Origin of the sequence: Aliiglaciecola sp. CAU 1673, from assembly GCF_029223185.1 — a bacterium.
Classification (GTDB): Bacteria; Pseudomonadota; Gammaproteobacteria; order Enterobacterales; family Alteromonadaceae; genus Bowmanella.
The window spans coordinates 1-26,909 of sequence record NZ_JARHUG010000009.1 but is presented as its reverse complement, the minus strand read 5'-3'; the positions used below and the strand labels follow the sequence as shown (position 1 = coordinate 26,909).

Below are 26,909 nucleotides of genomic sequence, written 5' to 3'. Positions count from 1 at the left end.
TATGCAAAAAGACTATCTCCAAAGCCTTTGCGGCCACTGGCAGTTTCGCCAGGCCGATCAGTCACAGTGGCTGGACGCCCAGGTACCGGGCTGCAACTTTACCGATTTGATGGATAACGGTCTTATCCCCGATCCCTTTGTGGGGGACAACGAAACCAAAGTGCAATGGGTGGAGCAAAAGGATTGGTGTTATCGCAAAGCCTTTGTCCTGGATAACGCATTGCAGGACTGTGCCAAGGTGGAGTTGGTTGCCCAAGGCCTGGATACCTTTTGCGATATTTATCTTAACGGCCACAAGCTTGGCAGCAGCGACAATATGTTTGTCGGCCATCGCTTTGACTGCAAGGCCTGGCTTAAGCAAGGTGAAAACCAGCTGGAAATCCACTTTCGTTCTCCCATCAACGAAGTCCGGCCATTGCAACAGGCGGCGGGGCTGACCTATCCGGCGGAAAACGATAAGTCTGAGGATAAGTTATCGGTATTTTGTCGCAAGGCGCCTTGCCATTTCGGTTGGGACTGGGGTCCGCGACTAGTGACCAGCGGCATTTGGCGGGATATCTATCTGCAGGGGAGTCAGGGCGCCCGGTTTGAGGATATCCATTACCGCTTGCATCATCTGGATGACACTAAAGCCGATTTTGAATTTGCATTGGATATCCAGGCCCTGGATGATTTCAAGGGCATGCTGCAACTAGATTGCACTCAGGCCCCGGAGCTGGCGCAATCATTACCTGTGGACCTGAAAAAAGATAGCAATAAGGTGCGTATCCCTTTGCGCCTTAACAATCCGCAAAAGTGGTGGCCGAATGGCCTCGGGAAGGCCTTTCTCTATGATTTTCAGTTTAGTCTCAAACGGCAGGGACAAACCCTGGACAGGCAAACCCAAGCGGTGGGCCTGCGCACCCTGGAAGTGATCAATGAGCCGGATGCTCAGGGCTTAAGTTTTTACCTTAAGGTCAACGGTGTGCCGGTGTTTATGAAAGGTGCCAACTATGTTCCCGGCGACAGTTTAATCCACCGTATGACCCCGGCGCGCCTGGCCACGCAGTTTGAGGCAGTGGTGGCGGCCAATATGAATATGCTGCGGGTCTGGGGCGGCGGTGTTTATCAGGACGATGCCTTTTACCGCCTGGCCGATAAACACGGCATTCTGATTTGGCAGGACTTTATGTTTGCCTGCACCCTCTATCCGGGGGATGAAAACTTTTTGGCCAATGTGCGTCAAGAGGCCGAGTACAACATCAAACGGCTGCGTAACCATGCCTGCCTGGCCCTGTGGTGTGGCAATAACGAAGTGGAAATGGGCATCAAGCATTGGCAGTGGCCGCAAAAATTTGGTTACAGCCCAGAACTTTACGAACGCCTCAAGGATGACTATCTGTGTTTGTTTGACCAATGCCTACCCGGGGCGGTTAAGTCTCTGGATGGCGGTCGCTTTTACCTGCGTTCATCGCCCATCGGCTTTTGGGAAGAAGACAGTGATCATATAGGCAACCATCATTTTTGGGGGGTGTGGCACGGCGAGCAGCCCTTTAGCGAATACCAGCGTCGGGTGCCGCGCTTTATGAGTGAATTCGGCTTTCAGTCCTTTCCCATGCCAAGCTCGATGGCGCGCTTCAGTGGCAGAGAAGACCACCGCCTGGACTCACCGGTGATGACTCAGCATCAGAAACATCCCCGCGGCAACGGCCTGATCCAGCGCTACCTTGAGGCTGACTATCACCCGCCCAAGGACTTCGATGCCTTGCTGTACCTCAGTCAGGTGCAACAGGCCGAGGGGCTGCGCCTGGCCTTTGAAGCCCATCGCACGGCCATGCCTTTTTGCATGGGCTCTTTATATTGGCAGTTGAATGACACCTGGCCCGCCGCCTCCTGGTCGGGCATCGACTACTATGGGCGCTGGAAGGCGCTGCATTACCAGGCGGCACGCAGTTTTGCCCCGCAACTGCTTTCGGTGCGGGAGGAACAGGAGGCACTGTTAGTTTGGGCGGTGAATGACTGCCTGGAAGCCATACCAGCCGAGCTTTCTATGTGTTTGCTGGATTTTGCCGGTGACTGCCATTGGTCTTCCCGCCAGGATGTGACACTGGCAGGCAACAACAGCGCGGTGCTCACCACGCTTAACCGCGCCGAATTGCTCAGCGGTGGGGATGCCAGGCAACTGGTGCTGGTGGTTAGCCTACAGGATAGTCAGGGCAGGGAGCTATGCCGCAATCTGCATTATTTTGTGCCACCCAAAGCACAACAGCTGCAAAGGCCTAAGCTGGATATCGGCGTGCAAGCCCTTGACCAGGAGCTGACAGTCACATTGTGCTCCGATACCCTAGTGCGTCATTTGTACCTGGAGATCCCCGGCGTGGATGCCAATTTTAACGATAACTTCTTTGACCTGTTGCCCGGCGAGCAGAAGCAGGTGCAACTACGCCTGCCCGGCCTGGATGCCGGACACATCCAAGCATTGGCGGCAAGCCTGCAATATCAATCTTTGCTGGACAGCTTTGCCCAAGAGGCCCTATGCAGTTAGGTACCCTGGATTTTATCATTATCGCCGCCTATCTGGCGGCCACCCTGGCCCTGGGTTTTTATATCGCCAATAAGGCCAGCAAAGATCTCAACGCCTACTTTCTGGCCGGTAAGCAGATCCCCTGGTGGGCCCTGGGCGTGTCCAATGCCTCGGGCATGTTTGATATCGCCGGGACCATGTGGCTGGTGTCCATGTGCTTTGTCTATGGCCTGAAAAGCGCCTGGCTGCCCTGGGTGTGGCCCATTTTCAACCAAATCTTCCTGATGGTGTACTTGTCGGCCTGGCTGCGCCGCTCCAATGTAATGACCGGTGCCCAGTGGCTGCAAACCCGCTTTGGCGCAGGCCGGGGTGCCGAGCTGTGCCAGTTGGTGGTGGTGATCTTTGCCCTGGTCAGCGCCGTGGGCTTTATCGCCTACGCCTTTAAGGGCATTGGTAAATTCGCCGCCATCTTCTTTCCCTGGCAGCTTAGCCCCGATGTCTACGCCCTGATTATCTTCGCTGTCACCACCGCCTATGTGGTCAAAGGCGGCATGTACTCGGTGGTGTTTACCGAGGTGCTGCAGTTTGTGATCATGACGGTGGCGGCCGTTGCGGTGGGGGTTATCGCCATTAACCTGGTCAGCCCCGAGCAGATTGCTGCCGCTACCCCACCCGGCTGGGGCGACCTGTGGTTTGGTTGGCAATTGGATCTGAACTGGCAGGGTCTGATCGACAGCGTCAACGCCAAAATTCAAGCCGACGGCATGGAGCTGTTCGGCTTAATGCTGCTGATGATGCTGTTTAAAGGTGTATTGTTCAGTCTGGCGGGTCCGGTACCCAACTATGATATGCAGCGCATCCTGGCCACCAAATCTCCGAAAGAGGCGGCCAAGATGAGCGGGTTGGTGTCGCTGGTGATGTTCTTCCCGCGCTATATGATGGTGGCTGGTCTGTCGGTACTGGCCCTGGTGTATATGGGGCCAGAGATCCAGGCCCAGGGCGACGGTTTTGATTTTGAACAGATCCTACCCTATGCCATCAATAACTTTGTGCCGGTGGGCCTGACCGGCTTGCTGATTGCCGGGTTGCTGGCGGCCTTTATGTCTACCTTTGCGGCTTCGTTAAACGCCGCCCCGGCCTATTTTGTTAACGATATCTATAAGCGCTATTTTCGCCCCGATGCCGATAAAAAGACCTATGTACGCCTGAGCTATCTGGTGTCGCTGGTGCTGGTGGTGATAGGCGTCGGTTTTGGCCTGCTGCTGCAAAGCATCAATGACATTATGCAGTGGATCTTCGGCGCCTTGTTCGGCGGTTATGCCGCTTCTAACCTGCTGAAATGGCATTGGTGGCGCTTTAATGCCTACGGCTATTTCTGGGGCATGATGGCCGGTTTGCTGGCTTCTTTGCTCTCGCCCCTGCTGTTACCCGGCACCCATCCGCTGTTTGCCTTTCCGGCCATCTTGCTGGTCAGCCTGGCCGGTTCGATTATCGGTAGCCTGGTCACTGCCCCCGAACAGGATAAGGTGCTGATCGCCTTTTATCGCCAGGTCCGTCCCTGGGGTTTTTGGCAACCCGTGAAGGCCAAGGTCCTTGCCCAGGACCCGGCCTTTGCTGACGATGCCAATCCGCGCCGGGATATCAGCAATATTGTGGTGGGCATCGCCTGGCAGCTGTGCCTGGTGGTGATGCCCCTCTACCTGGTGGTTCAGGATTGGCAGGGCTTTGCCATCGCTACCACCCTGATGCTCTTAACCTCCTGGTTTTTGAAGAAAAACTGGTACGAAAAACTGGAAGACTGATATGCGAATGCTGTTGTTACTAACCGGCCTGTGGTTACCGCTCTCCTTTAGCGTCAAGGCCGATGATGTGCTCAGGTATGTTGATCCTTTTATCGGCACCGGCGGTCATGGCCATACGTTTCCCGGCGCCTTGCTGCCCTTTGGCATGGTGCAGCTATCACCGGATAACCCGTCCAAAGGCTGGGACTGGACCTCGGGCTACCATTATTCCGACGACACCCTGCTGGGCTTTAGCCATACCCATTTATCCGGTACCGGCGTCGGCGATATGCTGGATGTGCTGGTGATGCCCTTTCGCGGCGATTACCCGCATAGGCGCAAAGACGAAAAGGGCCGCATCTTTACAACCTACGGCCACGACAGGGAAAGCGCCAGCCCCGGCTATTACCGTTTGTATCTGCCGCAGGAGAAGGTGCAGGCCGAACTCACCGCCACTGAGCGCAGCGGCGTGCATCGCTATGGCTTTGAGGGCAGTGAAGACGCCAAGCTGTTGATTGACTTAGGCTATGCACAAAACTATGACGAAGCCGTGGTCACTTTTTTTCGCGTCGAAGATGCGCATACCCTAAGCGGCTATCGCCTTTCTACCGGCTGGGCCAAGTTTCAGCCGCTGTATTTTACCGCCCGTTTTGATAAGCCCTTTAGCCATCATCTTTATGAAAAGGATGAAGCCGTTAAGGGCGACCAGTGGCAGGGCAAACAAAGCAAAATCGTATTGAATTTCGGCGACCTGCAAGGCCAGGCGTTGACGGCCAAGATGGCCATTTCCTATGTCAGTATCGACGGCGCCAAGGCCAACTTGCTGGCGGAAACCCAGGGGCAGGATTTCGATAGCTTACGTGCCAAGGCCGAAGACGCCTGGCGTGCGCAGCTGGGTAAGTTTCAGGTACAAGATAAGGATGAGAGCGCCAAGACCATCTTCTACACCGCCCTGTACCACAGCTTTGTGGCGCCGCAACTGTTCCATGATGTGGACGGAGCCTTCTTCGGGGCCGACGGTGCGGAGCACCGGGGCAAGGGTTATGGGCGCTATTCGCTGTTCAGCCTGTGGGATACCTTTCGCGCCCTGCATCCCCTGCTGACCTTAAGTAACCCAGAGCGGGTGGACGATATGGTGCACTCCATGCTGGGTTTTTATGACGAGACGGGTCTGTTGCCCACCTGGGATCTGATGTCCAATGAGACCGATGTGATGATTGGTTACCACGCGGTGCCGGTGCTGGTGGATGCCTATCTTAAGGGGCTGACCAGTGCCGACCCCAAACGTTTGCTGGCCGCCGCCAAGGCCTCGGCCATGCAGGACAGATTCGGCCTCGATCTGTATCGTCAGTACGGCTATATCCCCTCGGAGCTGGAACTGGAAGCGGTCTCCAAAACCCTGGAATACGCCTTTGACGATTATGCCATTGCCAAGCTCGCCAAGGCCATGGGCGAGGAGGGTGAGGCCGATTACTTTGGCAAGCGGGCGCAAAGCTTCCGCACCCTGTTCGACCCGCAGACCGGCTTTATGCGCGGCAAAGACAAGCAAGGCAACTGGGTTACCCCCTTTAACCCTACCTATGTGGAACACCGCAAGACCGATTACACCGAGGCCAATGCCTGGCAATACAGCTTCTTTGTGCCCCACGATGTGCCGGGACTGATCGACCTCTTTGGCGGCGAACAGGCCTTTGTGGCCAAGCTGGATGAACTCTTCAGCACCAGCTCCGAGATGCAGGGCGATGTTTCGCCAGATATCTCCGGGCTAATCGGTCAATACGCTCACGGCAACGAGCCGGTGCACCATGTGGCCTACCTCTACGCCTTTACCCAGCAAAAACATAAGGGCGAGGCCCGCATCCGCGAGATTAGAAACACCATGTACAAAGCCCAGCCAGACGGCCTGGCCGGCAACGACGACCTCGGCCAGATGTCGGCCTGGTATGTGTTTAGCGCCATGGGCTTCTACCCGCTAAACCCGGTAGGCGGCGACTATGTGCTGGGCACCCCGCTGTTCGATAAGGTGGAACTGGCCCTGCCCGGTGGTAAGACGCTGACCATCAGCAAAACCGGCGATAAGGGCGATAATCCTGTGCAGCGGGTGCTGTTTAACGGTAAGGAAATTTCCGGGCCTAGTATTCATCATAGTGAACTGCTCAAGGGTGGTGAGCTGCTGTTTGAGTTTGGGGATTAGGGACGAAAGGTAGCTAAAGAAAGCTGTACCATTGTTGGAAAACAGGCGCCTTTACCGATGATATGACTATCGCTAATTAAAAAGGACCTTCTCAATGTGAAGGTCCTTAAAAGGTTACAATCTTAGTTTTTTCTTCTCAAAGCGTAATACAACAGCAGCGTAATTGTAGATGAAATTATAACAATAAGTGAGACGGTCAACGCAGCAACTGGTGCTAATTGAGTTCCTTCAGCGGGAAGCATAGATACCCTGTTTTCCACCCAAATCAATGAAGCTACAGGCGGTAAAAGAATCAATGCCACTATCCTTAGCCAAATACTCTTTACTTTTGTCAGCATTAGTCCAAACAGAACACCTATTGCCGTAATGATTAAAAACTGAATGCTCACTCCTTAAGGGCAAGGTATATAAATTAGGCCAGGGATACAGCTGTTATGAGCACATGTATAATACTGAACAGGCATAACACAAAACCTTCCGTTGTTATATAATTCAGGTGGGAATATACTGCCTGAACCTCCGTCACCAGAGCCAGCGATCGCAGAACCATTGCTGCTTACCACATTCAATTCTCCTTTTTTAACAATACAACTCGTTCCTTTATTAGCACAATATGCTAATAGTGCTGTATCCAGATGCACAACTGCTGCATGATAGGTGTATGCCATAGTCATTAATGCACCAAATAAAAACTGTTCTTCAAATGGGAAATCAATACTAAGGGATTGCGCAAGATGTTCTGCTATCTCTCTCATCTGCGCCAGAAACATTTCATCACACCAATACTTATTTCTGAAAGATGCATAACACATATCATGATTTATACACGCATTTAAAAATGGTTGATCGGGGATTAAACTTGCTATTAGAGGGTCTGAAGCTGGTCCGCAAACAACACCAGATGCGTTTGACGAAACTATTGAATGGGTTAACCTGTGGGAAGAAAGATTAGGCTTAGATATTGATTGCAAACTTTGTTGTCTTAGCCTTCGTATTCCATCCTCAACATATATTGCAAAGTATACTAAAATTTCGTATTCCATTTTATCAAGGTTTTCTAATCTAGCAGGCTCAGTTGCTTGTTCTGTATTCCTTTCCTGTATTATCCTCTTTGCGTCTAAGTTCTTAATATCAACTGCGTACTTTTGTTTATTTATGCCGAGCAGACAAAGGTCTTCTCCTCGCAAAAAATCACAAAACGTATTGTCTTTTATATTGAGCGACTCGTTAAATTGTTTATAACGTGTGTACTCCATATGACTTCCAAACTCTTCTTCAAATGACTCTGGGTCAATAAGATAACCGAAAGATTGCGGCGCATAGCCAAGGGACAATATTATTAATAGTAAAAGAAAAACCGTTTTTTCATATCGCGTCCTTTCGATTGCTTCTAAGAATTTCAGTTGGTAAATTACATGTCATATATGACAAAAAAACTATGCATACAATGCGCCTTGAATGTCAATAGTTAATTGTATCTTTGAGTACGTCCCGACAATACTCGCTTACGATCTAAGCAAACTGTGAGACTAAACACAGATTCATCAGGCTAGCATACAGTCTATAAGAGACTGTTACCGATGCTGATCAATCAAGATGGCATTGCCATCGGGGTCGGTCAGGCTGACGGAAAATGCGCCGAGCTTCATCTTGTTCTCTTAAGGCTGGGGATTTGGATAAGAAACAAGGTTAAGACACAGCAGAGCATTGCGCCAATGGCTGGGAGATGTGGAGATGCTAAAGAGAAGTGTTGAATTGTCCAATCATGCGTTCGGATTGGGTCAATTGCTCGCCGGTGGCATCGATTAAATTGAAGGCATGGCGGTACTCTTCTGCAAAGCTTTGCCAGTCTGCTTTGCTGCGCCACTTATCTATGGTAATAAATCTGTTGCTGTCGTACTGATCTTGCAGCAGTTCGGTGCCAATATAGCCATCCGCTTTTTTAAACAGCGTCACCCATTCGCCCTGTGGACCATACAGCCTGACAAATTCATCCAGATTCTTATTCGCTACCCGGTATTCCCAGATATAGGTAAAAAGTGGTGGCTGGTGTTGTTGGCTGGCGGACATCTTCAGCGTTCCTAGTCGTTGAGCTGGGCGCTGATTATAGTTTTCCAAGGTCTTATTCAACAAGTGCAATGACTAAGGACTACCTAGAATAACTGTTGGTGCTTAAATGCAAACTATTTAGTGTTCTCCGTCTCGCATTAAGTATACCGGGCCAATATTTTCGCTAACATAATTCGGTAGTAGAGCATGCCATAGAAGCGGTAAATCAGCGTTTGGTTGACAAAATATATTGTCAAAATATACTCAAGTGGCCTTGTTATTGGGCAATAATTATTCTTTAAAAAGGAAAGGGATAATATGGAAATGTTTATAAAAAGTATGGTTAATGGATTAGTGCTGGGAAGCCTGTTGTCCGCGTCATGGTTGACCCAGGCGGCTGAACCCAATATGGTTCTGTGCAATTATTGTACAGAAAGTCAGATGCAATCGGCGGCGGTGAGAACTGCACCCGAAGGTGGTGTGGTGCATGTTTGGGATAGGCAAGGTGATAAGCTAAAAGCTTATGAAATTACCCGGGAACATAATCTGATTATGATTAACCCGGCAGACGTTAGCCAAGTAATCCAGGCCGGTACGTTGGAAGTCAAGCGTAGCTACGATTTTATTGTGGACCTGCATTCCGGTGGTATAGATATCAATAGGCTTGCAGCTTACTTAAACAACCCTAATATTAACAGTGCCTATACAATCGCGGAAACTGCGTCATTACGTAACAATGTAGCCGATGCCATCAATCAGTATGTCCTTGGTAATGTCGCTGGTGCGCTCACAGCTGCCGCAGGGAGCTTGTCGGTCCAGTTTGTCAACACTGTGTTGCCCGTAAATATCACCATTCCTATTAGATTCATGGATGGCACTACCTATACCTTTGTATTTAAGGGGTTATTTTATGGGCTTGACGGAAGCACTTCGCTACAAATTGAGCCGTTAAGCGGCTCAGGTACAGATATTGACGTTAAGATCCCCGACAATGGGGAATATACAAATTTCTATGATCAGGGTAACTATGAGGCCATTATGCGCACTGTAGAGTTCCTGCGTAGCCGTGGAGTGGTAATAACTGGGGGAGAAAATCTGCCTATCGGCTCTGCCTTGATCATAGATTGCAAATTCAGCGAACCAGGTAAAGGCTGTACCCTAAGTAAATAATGAACGCATAAAGCAAATATAGCCGCCCAACTTGGGCGGCTATATTTGAGTCTGTAATCAATCCAAATTATAGCTTGTTCCAAGCTTTATGATGGTTGGCTTCTTTGGAAAGCACCAGCATTTCAGTGCGGGCGATTCTGTCCTGCAGCGATTGCTTATATTTAATATCCAGCAGCACCAGCAGGGTGCCAAGGCCACCCAGGGAAGCCATCAGGCGCAGCAGCGCACGGCCATAGCCCATGGGCTTGTCATCCAGGCTAAACAGCCGTAGGCGCCAAGCACGCATGCCGATGGTTTGGCCGCCATGCACCCAGAACCACAGGAAAAAGCCGATGACCCAGGCAATAACCCAGACTTGCAAAATACTGGTGTAGAGCAAGGATTGTCGAATGACCTCGCTGCTATGTTCCAGGCCCTGTTTCTCCAGCACACCGTTTTCCAATAACAGGATCAACAGCACTAACATCACCATGGCAGCGCACATGCCGACAGCCACTGCCATCAGTGCGTCATAGACGATGGCAGCAAGGCGTCTAAAGAAGCCTGCCCGGGGAAATACTTCGGTTGTGGCGGGATTGGATTTTTGCTTCTTTGACTTTGGCATAAGGTGCTGTTTACTGCTCGGTCAGCATATCAATGATGTCATCGGCGGCGCTTAATATATGTTGGCGCAAAAGCGCGCAAGCCGCCTCGGTTTTGCCCTGGCGGCACAACTTCAGCAATTTGGCGTGTTCGGCTTCCGCTTTACTGGTACCGCCGGCCAGCATCAGGTTGGCGCGCACATAGCGATCGGCATTGGTATTGAGGTTTTGCACTAGCTCAAAGGTTAATGGTCTGTTTGCCGCCTCGTACAGGCTTAAGTGGAATTGGCTATTCAGGCTGCTCCAATCATCAATGCTATTTTTGTCGTCGTAAGCCTTGGCCATTTTTTCGAGTAAGGCTTCGCTGTGGAGCAGGTGCTTCTCCTGCAACTTGGGAATGGAGAGTCGTAGTAGCTCGGTTTCCAGTAAGGCGCGCAGCTCAAACAACTCGGTTACCTGGTCGGTCGATAGTTTGGTGGCGGTGGCTCCTTTGTGGGCTTCAAATTCCACCAGGCCTTCGGCTTCCAGTTGCATCAGCGCCTCTCGCACCGGAATGCGGCTGATATTCAGCTCTTCGGCCAGCGCCGCTTGACGCAATTGCTCTCCTGCTTTGATTTCGCCCCGTAAGATCTTTTCCCGGATGGCTTCGGCGGCCAACTGCGTTCTGGTTTTGTGTTCTATTGCGGGCACATGGAGTCCTGTGATTGTCCACTGGTAAGCAGCGTCAGGTTCGGTAACACCCTGATAAAGCGTTAAAAGCCTTTATCAGGGTGGCAAGAGTTTACCAGCTCATCCGGCAATTGATAAGCCGAACCACGGGGCATCAAGGATTAGGGAAAGTAATTGGGATAATTTGTGCGGTTAAAGGCTTTCAGTTTGTATTGAGGCTGCAGGAAGGTTACCAGGTCGGTGAGTTCGGTAACCGTCATTACGTCGTTAAAGTTGGTCATCAGCGATTGCCCCTGCTCATCACTGACTTCTTCCGGCCACATGCTTTTTGCCAGCTTGTGAGAGGGGTTGATCACGGAAGTTACCAACTCGGCATAGGTAGTGATGCGGGTACGGTCGCCACCAAGAGGCACGCGCTTGGGTAGCAATGATTCGCGTTCCGGATCTTCGTAACCTGCCAAGGTGTGGCAGGCAAGGCAGTCATAGCTAAGGAAAACCTGTTCGCCGCGTTTGGCATCCCCTTCAGGCAGACTGAAACCTGTCGAAGCATGTTTCCCCTGCTCACAGCCTGTCAAGGCAAAGGCGAAAAGGGTCAAGATAACCAACTTTTTCATATTAATTTCCTCTACTTAAGTCATTGCCAAAGCAACTTTATTGAATACTAGGTCATGTAGAAAAAGTCGCCATGATGCGGGTCAATAAATAGGCAGTATTATTGTTGAGTCGGACTGGAATAGCTGGGCCGGGCACACAGGTGCCCGGCCATGAGCTATGCTTTTCTGCCGATAACACAAAGTCACTGAAAAGGAGTGTTCCATGCCAACAGTTGAAGCCATCCCGAGAGGCTACACCAGCCTTACCGCCTATCTGATTTCCAATGACGCCAATGCCGCCATCGCCTTTTACCAAAACGCCTTTGGCGCCGAAGAGCTGTTTCGCATGCCCATGGGCGATAAGATAGCCCATGCCGAGCTGCAGATTGGTAATGCCCGCATGATGCTGGCCGATGAATTTCCGGAAATGAAGGCTTATTCCGCCAAACACTATGGTGGTTCACCGGTGAGCTTTATGATTTATGTGACTGATGTGGATGCGGCCTATACGCGGGCCATTGATGCTGGCTGTGAAAAGATAGAAGCTCCGGTCGACCAATTCTGGGGCGATCGTATGGGGAAACTTCTGGATCCCTTTGGCATTCAATGGTCCATAGCCACCCATATTGAGGATGTTTCTGCAGAGGAGATGGAAAAACGTATGGACGAGTTTGCCAAGCAGATGGAAGGGCAGTGAGGTTTGCCTTGGTTTGGCCAGTTTAGAAAAGGGGCTGGCCCGATCAAGCACTCACCTGATTAAATTCTAGTCAACTCATTCGTATAGTCAGACAAAGTACTTGCAAGGCCAATAGCGCCGGTTATAATGCGGGCCTCTTGATGACAAAGCGATAACATTCACCGTTATCCATAGTCATCTACCGGCAACCGAGCCGGGCTTCAAGTCAAAAGACTCTCCCTGCCTGGGTGGCGAAATCGGTAGACGCAGCGGATTCAAAATCCGCCGGTGGCAACACTGTGTCGGTTCGAGTCCGACCCCAGGCACCATAATTCACTTAAATTCTCGATGCACAACTAAAGCTTCATGCTTTGGTCTACCTATTGGCGTATCTGGTCGGGCTCGAACCGGCGCTTCGCGCGCGGTTCCTGAAAGTTCTGCGTTGCCTGTAGAGTCCGTGCAAAATTGAGTGCTTAACACTTTTCCCTATGGCATCCTGCCGCCGGTAAAAGTCCAGCTACGGCATCCTCTGCGTTACTTCGGGCTTCCTGCCCTACGCCCCTCGGGCCATCCTTTGGATGTTCAGTTCTTTTCCAGAAAGAACTGTCGCGTAAACACCTCAATGGGTTCCACGTTTTCACCCATTGCGGACGGTGTTTACCCATGATGATCGGCCCCCAGCCGCGACGTCGTGTCGCGTCGTTCCACAGACTGCGTTATGCCACCGGCATAACGGTTCTGTTCCACCCCCAGGCACAAATTCCTTTAACATCCTAATCTTTGAACTCGTTAAATTTGCCAGTTATTAATCAAACACTCTGGTCCCTTGATCTACAACTCGTTAAATCGCCTGATAGCGGTCACCGACCATCAGAAGCAAAGCTCCCGCTTTGACTATGATGCGGTGGGCAACCAAACCCATATTTATTAACCCAACGGCCTGATGGCCGAGCACAGCTATGAAAGCTTAAACCGGGTAACGGATGTCAGCACCCAAGGCGCCGCCGGCAATCCGCTCTCCCGCTATACCTATGCTCTGGATGCCAAGAGTCGCAAAACCGGCCTTACCGAGATGGACGGGCGCAGCAGCCAATGGACCTACGATGACACTTACCATTTGCTACAGGAAAACATTGAGGATCCTATCAGCACGACTCACATTCCGAATGCCATCTCGCATATGATTTAGTTGGTCGGGCGGCAGGATGTTCAGTATTTAAACACAGTTATCTGCGTAGGGGTGCGCAAACGCACAGATGGGCGCGGTATTTAAATTCATCATCTCCCTAATTAGCCATAAGAACCTGTGCCTGCCATGAAGCATAAAGGGAAAGCTGTCCTTTAACCTGGTGACAACGGAAACGGATGCATTGGAGCGGCAAGATGATGAATAAACCGTCTTTTACTCTTTTACTTATCGAAGGCGATGTAGTTTTAGCCGGGCGCCTCCAGTGGTTTTTGGATGCGCTGAGCGCTCCTTGTTTTAAAGTGTCCTGGAGCAGGGACAGCCAGGATGCCAAGCGGCTACTCAAAATGTCTCATTTTGACATCGTTCTTTTGGATATCACCGATGATGCGCAAAACGGACTGGAATATTTCAAAGAGATTCAGGCCTTAGCACCCAGATCCTTGCTTATTCTTCTTTGTGCAAAAAAGGACATACTGATAGCACTTCAGGCCATGACCCTGGGAGCTAACGATTATCTGGATAAAGCCAGAATCGACAATGACCTGCTAGGGCGTGTTCTGCGCTATAACCTGGCCAGTAGACAAACAAACAATGTCTTGAACATATCCATCGCCGGATTTAGGGCTGTGGGTGAGGCTTGTCCAATGGGGATCGTCGTGTTGGATTTGTCGGGCCAGATTACCTATACCAACAGGGCTTACCAGAGTATCACTGGCTATTCTTCTGGGCAGTTACTTGGACGCTTTTGGGCTGATGCCATTCATCCGTGGGATCGTCTGCGAGTCCAGCGCGAATGGCGTCAGGTCCATACGCTTCAGCGGCCCTTTAATACAGAGATGCGGATACTCCACAAAAACCAGAGCATTCGTCTGGTTCGTATAAATGGTGCTTTCTTACATGAAGGCAACATCCTGCAAGGCCACGTGCGGCTGCTGGAGGATATCACAGCGCAAGCCACAGAAGGTTTTTCCGATTTACCTGAGGTGTATGGTCAGGCCTTACCCGAGGAAGCACAGCGCTTTGCGTTGCGCACCATGCATGAGGCTGTCCTGGTGACCGATTTTAACAGTCGCGTAACCTATCTTAATTCCGTCGCTCAGCAAATAACCGGCTGGAGTTCTGCGCAAGGGGTGGAGCGAAGCCTCGCTGAGGTCTTTAATATCAGGGACGCGCTGACTGGCGTGGCGTTGGACGATACAGCGCATCTAGCCATGGCATCTAATCAAACGATGAAGTTAGCCAAAGATTGCATTTTGACCAGGCGGGATGGTTCCGAAACTCTGATTGAAAATGTGGCAGCGCCGTTGCATAACAAGGTGGGGGAGGTCTGTGGTGCGGTACTGATTTTTAGGGATGCGTCACAATCCTACGCTGGTTCTGCCAACAGGGTAAAATCCCTACAGCATGATCTCATGACCGGACCGCCCAATTGCCAGTTGTCGGAGAAAGGGGTGAACCAGGCTATCGAGCAGGCTGAACTCCAACACAAACCGCGGGCTGTTTTTCATTTAAGTGTTAGAGCACAGGACCATGAAATTGGCGGGGAGCTAGCGAGTCGCATATCAACCGAGGTGATGTCGCGTATCAAAGAAACCATCCAGGAAAAATACAGCCTTTATCACCTTGGCAATGGTGAGTACGTCATATTGTTGGCGAACATAGCGAGGCCTGACGATGTTGAAATCATGTTTGATAGCTTGCGCACTAGGCTTTCTATACCCTGTGTTATCGATCAGAAGGAAGTGAAATTGACGCTTCGAAGCGGCATGAAGCTGTACCCCAATGACAGTGCGAACTGGCAAGAGTTGTTGAGCCAAGCGGCTATTGCAATAAAAAATGCCAAGCCCAATGCCCTTAAGCAGTGTCATCTCTACAAAAATGTCTCCCACTACTGAAAGAGCATTTTCTTGGGGGGCCAGGGTTCATTGTAGCGGATCATGATGGGGCCAAGCTCGATGAGAAAGTCGATTTGCAGGTCCTCTACGCTTGTGGTTTTGGGGGTAAACACACGGATATTGACCACCAAGTTATGATAACTCTCGTGTTTATCCTGTTTATGGTGATCTGTGAGGTAGGGATTCCCTGAGCTAACGCTGAACAGGGCCCTTGTTCTCTGGCCATCTCAGCAGTGTATTTACCAGCTTCCAATGCCAGGCAATGCCCGCCAAAACTGCGATGTGGAATAGTTCATGGGGCCCCAGCACGCCGGGGATCAGCACCGGCACACGCAAAAAATCCAGCAACGCCCCCAAGGTATAGGCGATCGCCCCGAACAACAGCGGCTTAATGATCTCGCAGCCATACATTCGATGGATAAGACAGGCCGACAAAATACCCATCCAGCCCAGGCCAATGTAAAAGATAAGCCCCAGCCATTCAGACAGTGCGTTAAAATAAATCGTCTTCAGGACGACGCCGGTGATGGCAAGGGCCCAGATCAACGTCAGAAAGCCCCAGCGCCAGAAACCACGGAACATGATGGCGTGGATAGGGGTAAAGGTGCCCGCGATCAACAGAAATATACCGGCATGGTCGAGTCGCTTTAACACCTCCCGCCCAGTTGTGCCAGGGTCCAGAAGATGGAACACTCCGCTCATCGATAGTAAAAAAAACACAGTAAACACATAAATGCTAACCGTTACCACACGCACCTGCTTCCCCTGTGCCTGGCGGAACAACGCCATACCAAAATGCAGGACGAGCAATGCGGCCAGTAGATGGCTTATGGAGCTGAAAGGGTCGCTAAAACCGGGAATACTTGTCGCCATCGTACCCAAAGTGTGACATATCTGCGTTACTGTATGTTCATAATGCCATTATGATGCAGTAACAAAAAGTGACCTAAATAAAGGTTCCGAATAGTAGAGCATGCTGAGCAGTGGGCGGGAAGCGCGATGCAGAACTTCCTCGTCAAGGATGACGAGGCAGAACCTCCAGGGACGGATTCACGGCGTTTCTGCACGCGGTCCCGGCTACTGTAGCATTAATAGGATCAGGTATTTGGTTCATGGCCGGTGGTAAATCGTTGTCTATCAATTGGCCTATTGCAGTTATTGTAGTAGATAACACCAGCGTCTTTTCCTTCGTCAGTTACTAGCATTCCTTCAACACCAGGGGAATCAACATGTCTCGCAAAGAATATGCAAAGTGTCTTTAACGCGTTTTAAGTAGCTGAAATATAAGTATTAAAATATGCGCTGCATATTCAAAATCCGCCGCTTCGCGCGCGGTTCCTTAGAGATTGGCGTCGCCTTTACCACCTGTGCAGAATTGAGTGGGTCATATACGCTTTTCCCTCTGACATCCTGCCGCCGGTAAAAGTCCAGCTACGGCATCCTCTGCGTTAATTCGGGCTTCCTGCCCTACGCCCTTCGGGCCATCCTTTGGATGTTCAGTTCTTTTCCAGAAAGAACTGTCGCGTAAACACCTCAATGGGTTCCACGTTTTCACCCATTGCGGACTGTGTTTACCCATGATGATCGTCCCCCAACTGCGAATTTTACCTGATGAAGGTTAAATTCTTTACTGCTGACATACATCCTGTCCTTGTCTACTGCTGTTTTTATGCAGTGTTATTGTGATTTTTATGGAGTTTTGCCAATAGCTCAGCCATCGCCTTATCTGGCCAAATGCAATCTTTATGGCCTTTCACATTGCATGGTCTATGGCTTAACTCTGCGCTGTATCGATATGGGCTGATATCGGCTACTGAGGCATTGATGTAATAAAGGCCGTAATCAATCTCTTGTGCAATTTGATTCATCGTACCTTGTACTGAACGGTTGCAGGTTGTATCGAATGTGAGTGGCTGGTAACTGGTCGTTGCGACGTCTATCAGCTCTGGCGGAACCTCGCTTTTAAGCAAGGTGTTAATAAAGACATCGTGAAAATGCCAGTCGAAATTAGCGAAGTCTTTTTTGGTCAGGCATGGAATAAACAGAGCGAAGCGGGTTGCATCGTGTAACGCAATTACACATTGTCTGCGTTGAATAGTGATGAGATTGGCATGCCAGTTAAGCCATTGCGCCCGGGAACCAATAGCCATTATTTCTGACCCTACAGATTTCGTCTTGTCAGGCAGTTTTGCATAAAGTTTCTTGGTGCAGTGAAGGATCACTTTTTAACCTCAGAGCTGTAGCCCGGCGCAATCGCTAAAAATCCGCACATTGTTTTGGGTAAAACGGTCTTGCAGCCAAATATAGTGTATTTGCCCTAGGCAGGGCACAAGTGTTGATAGCTTTTATGCTTATTCCAAATTCACTAAAACCAAGCTGTAATAAATGTGTTCAACAATACACAAAGCCTTAGTTTGACTATGAGTGTATATATAAACACATTTCGGGCACGAAATGGGCAGGATAGCCATTGGGATCAAGGCGTTGATCAAAGGGTCAGAGTTCCTGATTCACCAAGCAAAAACCGGCGAAGATCCTGTTCTTGCCGCATCACAAACAAGATATAAATCTGTTTGCTTTGGTGCTTATAAAAAACACGTAACGGGTTTATCACTACCTCCCGGTAGCCAAACTCTGGAATTTCGGGGGGGATTCTTCCCGATGCCCGGTGGGTTGATAGCCTGTCTACCTTTTCAAGGGTTCATCGTATCGGTTTCTTGGCTGCCTGGGGGATGGAAGAGGCAATATACTCGCAGGCGAGGATCGGGGCTGTCCAGATTATTTCAGCCACTTGGACAGCCTGTCTTTAGCCTCATCTTGGGTGATGGTTCTGCCTTCCTGAATGGCCGCTTCGCCCCTGGCGATACCCTCAAGAATGGCCATACGCTGGCGCATTGCCTCGTAGTCTGCCACATCTAACAAGTAAGCAGAGGGTTTACCGTGCTCGGTGATAAGCACTGGTTCTTTGGATTCATGCCGATCGGCCAGTATCTTGGTGGCTTGACGCTTTAAGGTGGTCACCAATTCGGTTTTCAGACTTGTTACCCATCATGTTAGTGACACTATAGTATCACTTTTACCGCATTGAACCATCAACGCATGCCATGCCGGGAGTTGAGGTTTTAAAATGCAGATTTCCCCTCAGGCCCGCTCTGCCAGGCTGAAAAGGGGAGATGTTGCGCTCATTCGAATGATGCAAATACGTCCATGCGTTGGTGCAATATTCTGGCTACCTCAATGCCATCTTCAGATTTTCTGTAATAAACAACATGCTTTTGTGCCGGAAAGCTTCTGGCGCTTTCAAACAACTCTGGCCGGCTCTTGCCAATGTCAGGTGTATTGGTAATCTGCGTCAGTGTTTGATGTAGCAATGCAACATAGTGCTGCGCCTGACTCCTTCCCCATTCTTCAATGGTTTTGGTCGAAATAAGGCGTAAATCTTCTTCGGCAAGCTTGGATAGCTTATAGCTTGCCATCTATTTCCTTGCTGACTTCTGCAAAAATGTCCAATGCTGACTTATCGGAGGTTTGCCCATTGGACAACTGCTGGAAGCCTTTGCTGACCTCCTCTTTTAGGATCTCAAGCTGCTGTTGCTTGGACATATCTTTTTCGAACAACAGTCGCAAACCGTCTCTTATGACCTCACTGGCGGAGGTATACAGGCCCGAGGCGACTTTCTCGTTAATGCGCTTTTCAAATTCCGGGCCCAACGTGATGTTCATTTACCCATTTCCCCACATGATATGCCTACAATATGCGCATATTATAGCCATTTTCTAAGAGAAAGTTAGACCGACGGTATCTCTTCTAAAAAGTCTCAGTGGTTAGTGTTCTCATCAAAGTCGATCTTCCTTTCATTTATGTTGCCATCTACCAGCATATATAAGTGGTCTTGCTGCTTTGTGTTCAGGAATAAGGTAAGTTCAGGAAAAACAACAATATCGGGGAGCACAAATGAGGAAATGGGCCTTTTTACTCTTTCTGTTGGTCAGTCCAATGGCGCTGGCAACGGGGATCCAGGACTTTACCAAGGGCATGGAGCATCACTCGGGCTATTTTGATTTTTACTATCAGCCCAGCGAAGACAAACTGTATTTGTTGGTGGATAAGCTGGAGCAGCCTTTTATCTTTCAAAGCTCCTTACCCCGGGGAGTGGGCTCCAACGATATCGGTCTGGACCGTGGCCAGATGGGCGAAACCCGCTTAGTGCAGTTTGAACGCTTCGGCAACAAAGTGATGTTGAAGCAGCTCAATGCCTACTATCGTGCCGACAGTGAGAATCAGGCGGAGCGGGCCAGTATTGAGGAGGCTTTTGCCACATCGGTATTGGCCGGTTTGCCGGTGGTGGCCAGCGATGCTAATCAATGGTTGGTGGACTACAGCGATTTTCTGCTTAGCGATATTCATCAGATAGGCCCACGCCTGGCGGAACAAAAGCAGGGTGAATACAAAGTCGATGCTAATCGTAGCGGTATCTACTTAAAGCGCTCCAAGGCTTTTCCCTTAAATACCGAGCTTGAGGCCCTTGTCACCTATGCTGGCAGCAAGGCGGGGGATTTTGTGCGCCAGGTTACCCCTCATCCCGATGCGATCACTGTGCATTTGCATCATTCCTTGGTGGCCCTGCCTGAAACCGGTTACCAAAGCCGCTATTTCCATCCCTATTCAGGCTATTGGAAAGTGGAATATATGGATTACGCCAGCGCCATTGACCGGCCCATGATAAAGCGCCTGCTGCCACGTCATCGCTTGCAGAAAAAAGATCCTAACGCGCAGGTCAGCGAAGCGGTGGAGCCCATTGTTTATTATCTGGATCCCGGGGTGCCGGAGCCGGTACGCACGGCCTTGTATGAGGGGGCTATGTGGTGGAACCAGGCCTTTGAGCAAATCGGTTACAAAGATGCCTTCCAGGTCAAAACCCTGCCTGAGGACGCTGACCCCATGGATATTCGCTATAACGTCATTCAATGGGTACATCGCGCTACCAGAGGCTGGTCCTATGGTCTGGGCGTGACCGACCCCAGAACCGGCGAAATTATCAAAGGCCATGTGACCTTAGGCTCGCTTCGGGTCAGGCAGGATTTTTTGATCGCTTCGGGTCTGACCGCGCCCTATGCTGACACCTCAGCCGATGTGGAAAAGCAAAAGGCCATGGCATTGGCCCGAATTCGCCAGTTGTCCGCCCATGAAGTGGGGCATACCATTGGCCTGATCCACAACTTTGCCGCCAGCGCCAATGGCCGCGCTTCGGTGATGGATTATCCGCACCCCTACGTGGAACTTAAAGACAGTCACATCAGCCTGGATAATGCTTACCGTGAAGGCTTGGGAGAGTGGGACCTATACGCAATTGCCTATGGATACGGTGATTACTCCAAAGACCAATTGGCGGCACTGGTGGCTAAGGCCAAAGCCGACGGATTGCAGTATATGGCCGATGAAGATGCCCGGCCCGCAGGGTCCGTCAGTGCCATAGGGCATTTATGGGACAATGGCGCCGACCCGGTGGCAGAGCTTAAACGCCTGATGGCGGTTCGTCAGGTTGCCTTGAATGATTTTGGTCTTAACAATATTGCTGCCGGACAACCCTTATCCAGCTTGCATGAAGCCTTAGTGCCAATCTATTTGCTGCATCGTTATCAGGTGGAAGCCGTCAGTAAGCTGGTGGGCGGAGCCTTCTACGAGTATGAACTTAAAGGGGAGTACCCTGAGCCCAAAGGCTTTACATGGGTGGATGCGGACAGGCAGCGCCAGGCAGTGCAAGGGCTGCTAGCCACACTGCAACCGCAGTTTCTGGCATTATCCGATGAGCTATTGGCGCTGATTCCGCCTAAAGCCTATGGCGACAGCGATGGCCGTGAGAGCTTTAAAGGGCGCCTGGGGCTTGCCTTTGATCCGCTCTCTGCTGCCGAGGCTTCTGCAAACCATACCCTAGCCATGCTGTTGCACCCGCAGCGCCTTAACAGATTGTCTGCACAAGGCCAGTTGGAAGCTGTGCTTAGCCAACTTATTAAGTCCGCGATACAAACCAAAGACGCTAAGGGTAAGTGGGCGCTGATTGAGCAACGTGTGCAGCATGTGGCCTTTTATCAGTTGATGAATAGCCTTATCAGCGAGGAACTGGCGCCTGAGGCACGAGCCGCTGTGTACAAACAGATGGATAACCTCGGTGACTGGCTGGATAAGCATGACAAAGACGCCAATCTGAAGCTACTTTACCAACAATGGCAAGCCTTCGAAGACAGTGGTGAGTGGCAGCCTGGCTTTAAGCCCATGCCGTTGCCACCGGGCTCACCTATTTAGAGCAACAGAAGGGGCGTTGTAAGGGCGCCCCTAAAAACACCCCTCCCCAGAAAACGAGATCTTGCCCTTGTCGTACTAAAAGAACTCACATTTTTAGCTCGTAGCTCGTAGCTCGTAGCTCGTAGCTCGTAGCTCGTAGCTCGTAGCTCGTAGCTCGTAGTTCTTAGTCCACTCCTGTTTTTCTGCTTACCAACCGGTATCGACGTGTCAGGCTGGCGTCACTTTTGGATCCTTAGGCCATAAGGTAATTGTTGTCGTACTCGAATAGATGCTGGACTAGGATCTGGTTAAGCTATCTGAAAAGACCATCTTTGCGACATCATGACCACTAAACTCCCGAACAAGACTCCAAAGGCTGTAGAGACCCTTAGCGATCTGGCCCAGCTGGTTGATTACTCTTTGATGGACACCCTGACCCCGGATCCAGATGCTAAAGAAGCGGGCGAGGATTATCGGCCAAGGCAGGTGTTTAGTGGGCACTATGTGCCGGTCAAACCTACTCCTATAGCAAATCCCAGGTATGTAGCGCACAGCAAAACATTTTTCCGTGAGCTGGATTTTGACGATGGCCTGGCCCAAACAGAAGAGTTTAAGCGATTGTTTTCAGGAGACCTTTCACAGGTACCGCCACCCATGCATAAAGTGGGTTGGGCCACTGGCTATGCGCTGTCCATTTACGGGACCGAATATATTCACCAATGCCCTTTTCATACCGGCAACGGCTATGGTGATGGCCGCGCCATTTCGGTGGTTGAAGCCGTTATCAACGGCAAGCGTTGGGAAATGCAGCTTAAAGGTGCGGGGCGCACGCCTTACTGTCGCGGCGCCGATGGCCGCGCGGTATTGCGCTCAAGCGTGAGGGAGTTTCTGGCACAAGAGCATATGCATGCACTGGGCGTACCTACGTCCCGCTCACTCTGTCTGTTTGTTTCTCAGTCAGAAAGGGTCGATCGCCCCTGGTATCTGCCGGGCTCCGATTCCTTCGAACCAGAGATTATGGTCTCTAACCCTGTGGCTATTTCAACACGGGTTGCGCCGTCTTTTTTGCGGGTGGGTCAGCTTGAGCTGTTCGGCCGCAGAGCAAGGAGCAATCAGCACCCCAATGCTTTGCAAGAGTTAGAGGCCATAGTCCTGCATCTAATTGAGCGGGAGTATAGCGCTGAGATTGATCGCAGCCTGACAATGCCAGATCAGTTTATCCAACTGGCCATGGCCTTTCGTGAGCGTCTGACATCCCTGGTCGCCAATTGGATTCGGGTGGGTTACTGCCAGGGCAACTTTAACAGTGACAACTGCGCAGGCGGCGGGTTTACCCTGGATTATGGGCCTTTCGGGTTTTGCGAGCTGTTTGAACCCATGTTTCAACCCTGGACCGGTGGAGGACGCCACTTTTCCTTTTTAAATCAGCCTATGGCGGCACAAAAGAACTTTGAGATGTTTTGCCGGGCACTGATGCCCTTGCTGTCGCAGCATCCCAGCAAAATGGAAGAGCTGAATAGCATTTGCAGTGGCTTTGCCACTGTGATGGAAGACAAGATGGAAGACATGTGGGCTTCCAAGCTGGGGCTGGAGGTGTTTGATGCCGAACGGGTCACACAGTTATTACAGCTGATGGTACGCACCAATGTAGATTACACCGTCTTTTTCCGCGAGTTGTCGGCGCTCCCCAGTGACATCACCGGCATCAGCAAGAGTTTCTATTCGCCGCCAACAGAAGATGTATGTAATGATTGGCAGCAATGGCTGACAAGCTGGCGTGAGCAGATCAGCAAACAGGGAGATAGGGACGAGACCTCTGCCAAGATGAAACAGGTCAATCCCAAATTCAGCTGGCGGGAGTGGCTGATTGTGCCCGCCTACCAGCAAGCCGAACAAGGCAACTATGCCCTGATTGAGGAGTTACAGGCAGTCTTAACCAAGCCTTATGATGAGCAATCGCCAGAGATGGAAAACAAATATTATCGATTGCGACCCGCTGAGTTTTTTGATGCCGGTGGCATCGCCCATTACAGCTGTTCGTCTTAATGGGCGTTTAACTTCAGAAAAAAGTAATCGTTTTTGGCGACATAACGTATTCACGCGGTCGAGATAACTGATGGATATGCGAGCAACATCAGATTGCAGCCCCTGTTGGATTGGCTGCTGAAAAGTTGCCAGTTTGTTTAACTGAATACGCTCCGTATCGGCCAGATACTTAATAACAATAAAAACGCTTTTGGAGATGCTTATGAAAAACCTTAGGTTATGGCAAGCCTGCGCTGCCATTCTGCTGTTGGTCGGTAGTGGCCTTGCCAATGCCACCAGTATCGAGTTTTCCACTTCTGTGCGCAGCGACACCTTCGCCCGTGTGCTTTTTCAGTTCAGCGACAGCACTGGCAATCTGTCAGGCAATATCGATGACAACATTAAAACGCAGTTGAAAAACGCCACTGCTGTTTACGATTTTAAGGGGGAGCACAATAGCCAGCTTAAGCTGGTCACGCCGGCCGACGGTGACACACTGCAGGTATTGGTTATGGGTCTTGGTGACCCTGAAAAATTAGACCGTGCCGACGCGGTTGCCCTAGGTGGTAATATTGCACAAATGTTCACCCACAAAGATGTGCAGAAAATTGATGTTGTAGTCAAGGGCATCCAAGCCAGGCTTGATCAAAATGTGCTTGCTGCCCATATCGCCCAGGGGATCTCGCTGGGCTCTTATCGCTTTAACCGCTACCGTCAAGAAGTGTCGGCCCCCAATAACGACTATCGCATCATTATCGAGTCGGATAAGGAGGCAAAGCGCCACTATGAAAAGCTTCGCGCCATTGAAAATGGGGTGTTTCTCGCCCGCGACATGGTCAATACCAACGCTGCAGAGATGAATCCGGTTGCCTTTATAGATGAAGCACAAAAAGCCCTTAAAGGCTTGGATGTCGAGATTGATGTATTCAGCGCTGAGCAGATCAAAGCAATGAACATGGGCCTGCTTTACGCTGTTGGGCAAGGTAGTGCCCCCGGTGCGCGTCTGATGGTGGCGCACTATAAAGGCAGCAATGACAAACCCATCGCCTTGGTTGGCAAAGGCATTACCTTCGATACCGGCGGCTATAACATCAAAACCCACGAAAGCATTGCCCGCATGAAGGGGGATATGGCTGGTGCCGCAGCGGTATTAGGGGCTGTCAGAACACTGGCAGAGCAAAAGGCAAAAGTAAATGTGATTGCCGTTATGCCTTTGGCCGCCAACATGGTCTCGGAAACCGCATTATTGCCGGGCGACATTATTACTTCCATGTCGGGCAAATCGGTGGAAATTATTAATACCGACGCAGAGGGTCGGTTGATTATGGCCGATGCCATGTGGCACGTGCAGGAGCAGTATCACCCCCAGATCCTGGTCAACATCGCTACCCTCACAGGGTCAAAAATTCGCGCCGTGGGTGATCGCTATGCCGGGTTGTTCAGTGATGATGAACAGTTGATTGCGCAATTAAGCGCTGCAGGTGAAGCAGTCAATGAGCCCTTATGGCGTTTGCCGCTAGCCTACGGAGATATGCTGCAAAGCACCCTGGCTGACACCACCAATACTGGCTCTGACGGCCCCGGCGCATCCACTGCAGCCATGTTCCTCAAGCAGTTTGTGCAAGAGCAAACCCGTTGGGCCCACCTTGATATTGCCGGCAATGAAAGTGTGACGAAAACCAAGAACGAAATCCCGGCCGGTGGTGTGGGGTATGGTGTTCGGCTGTTGGTCGAGTGGCTGTCGACTCTTCAATAAGCACACTCGATTTGCTCCGCGGAGAGGATTGGCTGTGGTCCTTTGCCACCAATCTCTCTCCTTTTTGCCGACGCGGGATATTGGCAAATTTACTGTTTAAACCAAAACCTATTCGCATTTCTTAGCCTTAGTGGGCTTCCCCCCTTTTTCTGTGCGGCAACCTGCCGCAGCCATACTGACTCCGCCATGATTTACTCGGTACTGGTCACATGATCGAGCCAGGTTTTGCCAATCAGGTGGTCGTATTCATGCTGGAAGATGCGCGCCAGAAAGCCTTCAAAGTGGATGTGGCATGGATTGCCTTCAATATCCTGATAGCTGACTTCCACCTGGTCCGGACGCTGGATAAAACCGCGCAGCGCCGGTACGGACAAGCAGCCTTCCCAGGCCCACACCCAGTTGTCCGATTGGCTGGTGATACGCGGATTAATTAACAGGAGCGGTTCCATTTGCGGCGCGTCGGGATAGCGAGGGCTGGGCCTGGAGGCCACATACATAATGGCGCGCCCATCAAATACCTGCGGGGCGGCGATGCCGACGCCATTGGCTTCCTGCATGGTCTTTAGCAGAGCCTCTGTGAAGCCTTTCAGCTCAGGGGTGCCAAAGGCTTCGGCGGGCACGTCGTGGGCCAGCTGTTTTAATACGGCTTCGCCAATCTGGGCTATTTGCATGTGGTGTTTCCGCGCTCGTTTATCGCGGATACAGATTTTTCTTATACACTGCAGAATACATCCTCACTGGAGAAAATACTCGAATACTGAAGGTTGAAAATATTAATTGACAATTTTTTTTGCGATATAAATTCTTCGGAAAAGATTGCGATTAGTGCAGGAGTTGGAGGTGTATATGAGCCTGTAAGTTGTTCCGGAAAAGATTGAATGGATTTATGAATTCGAGTCATTGTATTCTTAATCAAAAGGAATTGTATGAAAAATCTCTCTTTTGTCTTATTTTTGCTTCTTGTCTCTGTTTCTTCTGTTTCTTCTGTTTCTTATTCCGAAGTCTTATCTCCTGAAGAGTTAAAGGATGAGTTTGGCGGCTACTCTAACTTTGGTGCCTATAAAAAACTGAACAAAGAGGTTAGTGTTGGTGACTATACTTTTTGTGAATTTGATCGTGATGAGGCGCTTTGTCTGCTCGGGTTGAAAAGTGAAAAGTATGCTGTTGATATTAAAAATCCTAATGCCATGGAAATAGTTTGGGAGGCGAATGAGAACGGAATCTTTGAGCCTGTTAGACTTGAAGCACTTGATAAGGTTGAGCATGAATTGCTCAGCCATTTTGGCTTGCTGGTGAATAAAAAGTTATTGAGTTTCCAAGTGTTTAAGTTTCAAGATGGTTTGGTGAAGTCTAAACGCATGATCAAAGAAGAAATGTTTTCCGTTGATTATCCAAATGGCTGCGGGACTGATTCAACACATAATGATCTGCACCAGTAAAAGTGGACACCGGTTAAGCTGCTAGTTTTTTCTCATAGTTTTCCGGGCTCAGGTAGCCCAGAGCACTGTGCCTTCTTTGCCGGTTGTAATCAACTTCAATGTACTC

The 26,909-nt window shown here is 50.4% G+C and carries 23 protein-coding genes, 1 tRNA gene and 1 pseudogene; 12 read left to right on the top strand and 13 right to left on the bottom strand.

The features are described from left to right. Position 1: 1 nt before the first annotated feature. The 3 genes from P2G88_RS10115 to P2G88_RS10105 are packed head-to-tail and all read left to right on the top strand — an operon-like array spanning position 2 to position 6,478. A complete protein-coding gene (locus tag P2G88_RS10115; protein ID WP_275795742.1) occupies positions 2-2,524 on the top strand; it encodes a glycoside hydrolase family 2 protein in 2,523 nt (840 codons plus the stop codon). Further along, positions 2,515-4,305 carry a sodium:solute symporter family protein gene (locus P2G88_RS10110; protein ID WP_275795741.1) on the top strand — a complete coding sequence of 597 codons (1,791 nt, stop codon included), beginning with the start codon at positions 2,515-2,517 and terminating at the stop codon, positions 4,303-4,305. The genes P2G88_RS10115 and P2G88_RS10110 overlap by 10 nt, the downstream gene beginning before the upstream one ends. A gap of 7 nt (positions 4,306-4,312) precedes the next feature. Then, on the top strand, positions 4,313-6,478 hold the full coding sequence (locus tag P2G88_RS10105) for a GH92 family glycosyl hydrolase (RefSeq protein WP_275795883.1): 2,166 nt from the start codon (positions 4,313-4,315) through the stop codon (positions 6,476-6,478). Positions 6,479-6,870: 392 nt separating this feature from the next. On the opposite strand, the gene P2G88_RS10100 is transcribed toward P2G88_RS10105, so the two are convergent. Both P2G88_RS10100 and P2G88_RS10095 read right to left on the bottom strand, forming a co-directional pair. Next, positions 6,871-7,734 (bottom strand): hypothetical protein, encoded by an 864-nt coding sequence (locus P2G88_RS10100; RefSeq protein ID WP_275795740.1) that lies wholly within the window; start codon positions 7,732-7,734, stop codon positions 6,871-6,873. 481 nt (positions 7,735-8,215) lie between these two features. After that, positions 8,216-8,548 (bottom strand): antibiotic biosynthesis monooxygenase, encoded by a 333-nt coding sequence (locus P2G88_RS10095; RefSeq protein ID WP_275795739.1) that lies wholly within the window; start codon positions 8,546-8,548, stop codon positions 8,216-8,218. A gap of 297 nt (positions 8,549-8,845) precedes the next feature. On the opposite strand from P2G88_RS10095, the gene P2G88_RS10090 reads away from it, so the two are divergent. Continuing rightward, a complete protein-coding gene (locus P2G88_RS10090) occupies positions 8,846-9,697 on the top strand; it encodes a hypothetical protein (RefSeq protein ID WP_275795738.1) in 852 nt (283 codons plus the stop codon). Positions 9,698-9,764: 67 nt separating this feature from the next. Here P2G88_RS10090 and P2G88_RS10085 read toward each other — a convergent pair whose 3' ends face one another. The 3 genes from P2G88_RS10085 to P2G88_RS10075 form a co-directional block, all read right to left on the bottom strand. Further along, positions 9,765-10,301: an RDD family protein gene (locus P2G88_RS10085; protein ID WP_275795737.1), complete on the bottom strand. Its 537-nt coding sequence runs from the start codon at positions 10,299-10,301 to the stop codon at positions 9,765-9,767. A 10-nt stretch (positions 10,302-10,311) separates the two neighbouring features. After that, the gene (locus P2G88_RS10080) at positions 10,312-10,968 is read right to left on the bottom strand and encodes a GntR family transcriptional regulator (RefSeq protein ID WP_275795736.1); all 657 of its coding nucleotides are present in this window, start codon (positions 10,966-10,968) and stop codon (positions 10,312-10,314) included. Between the two features lie 140 nt (positions 10,969-11,108). Further along, complete coding sequence (locus P2G88_RS10075; RefSeq protein ID WP_275795735.1) at positions 11,109-11,561, bottom strand: c-type cytochrome; 453 nt, start codon at positions 11,559-11,561, stop codon at positions 11,109-11,111. A gap of 202 nt (positions 11,562-11,763) precedes the next feature. On the opposite strand from P2G88_RS10075, the gene P2G88_RS10070 reads away from it, so the two are divergent. The 4 genes from P2G88_RS10070 to P2G88_RS10055 all read left to right on the top strand — a co-directional run bounded on the left by P2G88_RS10070 (position 11,764) and on the right by P2G88_RS10055 (position 15,300). After that, positions 11,764-12,237, top strand: coding sequence for a VOC family protein (locus P2G88_RS10070; RefSeq protein WP_275795734.1), 474 nt, complete (start codon positions 11,764-11,766; stop codon positions 12,235-12,237). A 221-nt stretch (positions 12,238-12,458) separates the two neighbouring features. Then, positions 12,459-12,545, top strand: a tRNA-Leu gene (locus P2G88_RS10065). A gap of 614 nt (positions 12,546-13,159) precedes the next feature. Further along, the gene (locus P2G88_RS10060; protein WP_275795733.1) at positions 13,160-13,405 is read left to right on the top strand and encodes a hypothetical protein; all 246 of its coding nucleotides are present in this window, start codon (positions 13,160-13,162) and stop codon (positions 13,403-13,405) included. Positions 13,406-13,599: 194 nt separating this feature from the next. After that, positions 13,600-15,300, top strand: coding sequence for a PAS domain-containing protein (locus P2G88_RS10055; RefSeq protein WP_275795732.1), 1,701 nt, complete (start codon positions 13,600-13,602; stop codon positions 15,298-15,300). A gap of 192 nt (positions 15,301-15,492) precedes the next feature. Here the strand turns inward: P2G88_RS10055 and P2G88_RS10050 are convergent, their stop codons facing one another. The 6 genes and pseudogenes from P2G88_RS10050 to P2G88_RS10025 form a co-directional block, all read right to left on the bottom strand. Then, positions 15,493-16,173 carry a hemolysin III family protein gene (locus tag P2G88_RS10050; protein WP_275795882.1) on the bottom strand — a complete coding sequence of 227 codons (681 nt, stop codon included), beginning with the start codon at positions 16,171-16,173 and terminating at the stop codon, positions 15,493-15,495. A gap of 794 nt (positions 16,174-16,967) precedes the next feature. Further along, the gene (locus P2G88_RS10045) at positions 16,968-17,450 is read right to left on the bottom strand and encodes a hypothetical protein (protein ID WP_275795731.1); all 483 of its coding nucleotides are present in this window, start codon (positions 17,448-17,450) and stop codon (positions 16,968-16,970) included. Between the two features lie 338 nt (positions 17,451-17,788). Beyond that, positions 17,789-17,983, bottom strand: a pseudogene (locus tag P2G88_RS19445) (type II toxin-antitoxin system RelE/ParE family toxin); the annotation flags it as partial. A 95-nt stretch (positions 17,984-18,078) separates the two neighbouring features. Then, positions 18,079-18,336: a type II toxin-antitoxin system Phd/YefM family antitoxin gene (locus tag P2G88_RS10035; protein WP_275795881.1), complete on the bottom strand. Its 258-nt coding sequence runs from the start codon at positions 18,334-18,336 to the stop codon at positions 18,079-18,081. A 146-nt stretch (positions 18,337-18,482) separates the two neighbouring features. Then, positions 18,483-18,776: a type II toxin-antitoxin system RelE/ParE family toxin gene (locus tag P2G88_RS10030; RefSeq protein ID WP_275795730.1), complete on the bottom strand. Its 294-nt coding sequence runs from the start codon at positions 18,774-18,776 to the stop codon at positions 18,483-18,485. Further along, a complete protein-coding gene (locus P2G88_RS10025) occupies positions 18,763-19,023 on the bottom strand; it encodes a type II toxin-antitoxin system ParD family antitoxin (protein ID WP_275795729.1) in 261 nt (86 codons plus the stop codon). Before P2G88_RS10025 ends, P2G88_RS10030 begins: the two co-directional genes overlap by 14 nt. Before the next feature lie 232 nt (positions 19,024-19,255). Here P2G88_RS10025 and P2G88_RS10020 point away from each other — a divergent pair, with 232 nt between their 5' ends. The 3 genes from P2G88_RS10020 to P2G88_RS10010 all read left to right on the top strand — a co-directional run bounded on the left by P2G88_RS10020 (position 19,256) and on the right by P2G88_RS10010 (position 25,364). Continuing rightward, positions 19,256-21,604 (top strand): zinc-dependent metalloprotease, encoded by a 2,349-nt coding sequence (locus P2G88_RS10020; RefSeq protein ID WP_275795728.1) that lies wholly within the window; start codon positions 19,256-19,258, stop codon positions 21,602-21,604. Positions 21,605-21,925: 321 nt separating this feature from the next. Beyond that, positions 21,926-23,629: a protein adenylyltransferase SelO family protein gene (locus P2G88_RS10015; RefSeq protein ID WP_275795727.1), complete on the top strand. Its 1,704-nt coding sequence runs from the start codon at positions 21,926-21,928 to the stop codon at positions 23,627-23,629. A gap of 202 nt (positions 23,630-23,831) precedes the next feature. Continuing rightward, positions 23,832-25,364 (top strand): leucyl aminopeptidase family protein, encoded by a 1,533-nt coding sequence (locus P2G88_RS10010; protein WP_275795726.1) that lies wholly within the window; start codon positions 23,832-23,834, stop codon positions 25,362-25,364. Positions 25,365-25,555: 191 nt separating this feature from the next. On the opposite strand, the gene def is transcribed toward P2G88_RS10010, so the two are convergent. After that, positions 25,556-26,035 (bottom strand): peptide deformylase, encoded by a 480-nt coding sequence (gene def / locus P2G88_RS10005; protein ID WP_275795725.1) that lies wholly within the window; start codon positions 26,033-26,035, stop codon positions 25,556-25,558. A 255-nt stretch (positions 26,036-26,290) separates the two neighbouring features. Between def and P2G88_RS10000 the strand changes: the two genes are divergently transcribed. Then, positions 26,291-26,803, top strand: coding sequence for a hypothetical protein (locus tag P2G88_RS10000; RefSeq protein WP_275795724.1), 513 nt, complete (start codon positions 26,291-26,293; stop codon positions 26,801-26,803). A 13-nt stretch (positions 26,804-26,816) separates the two neighbouring features. On the opposite strand, the gene P2G88_RS09995 is transcribed toward P2G88_RS10000, so the two are convergent. After that, on the bottom strand, positions 26,817-26,909 hold a 93-nt coding region (locus P2G88_RS09995; RefSeq protein WP_275793917.1), incomplete at its 5' end, for an IS3 family transposase.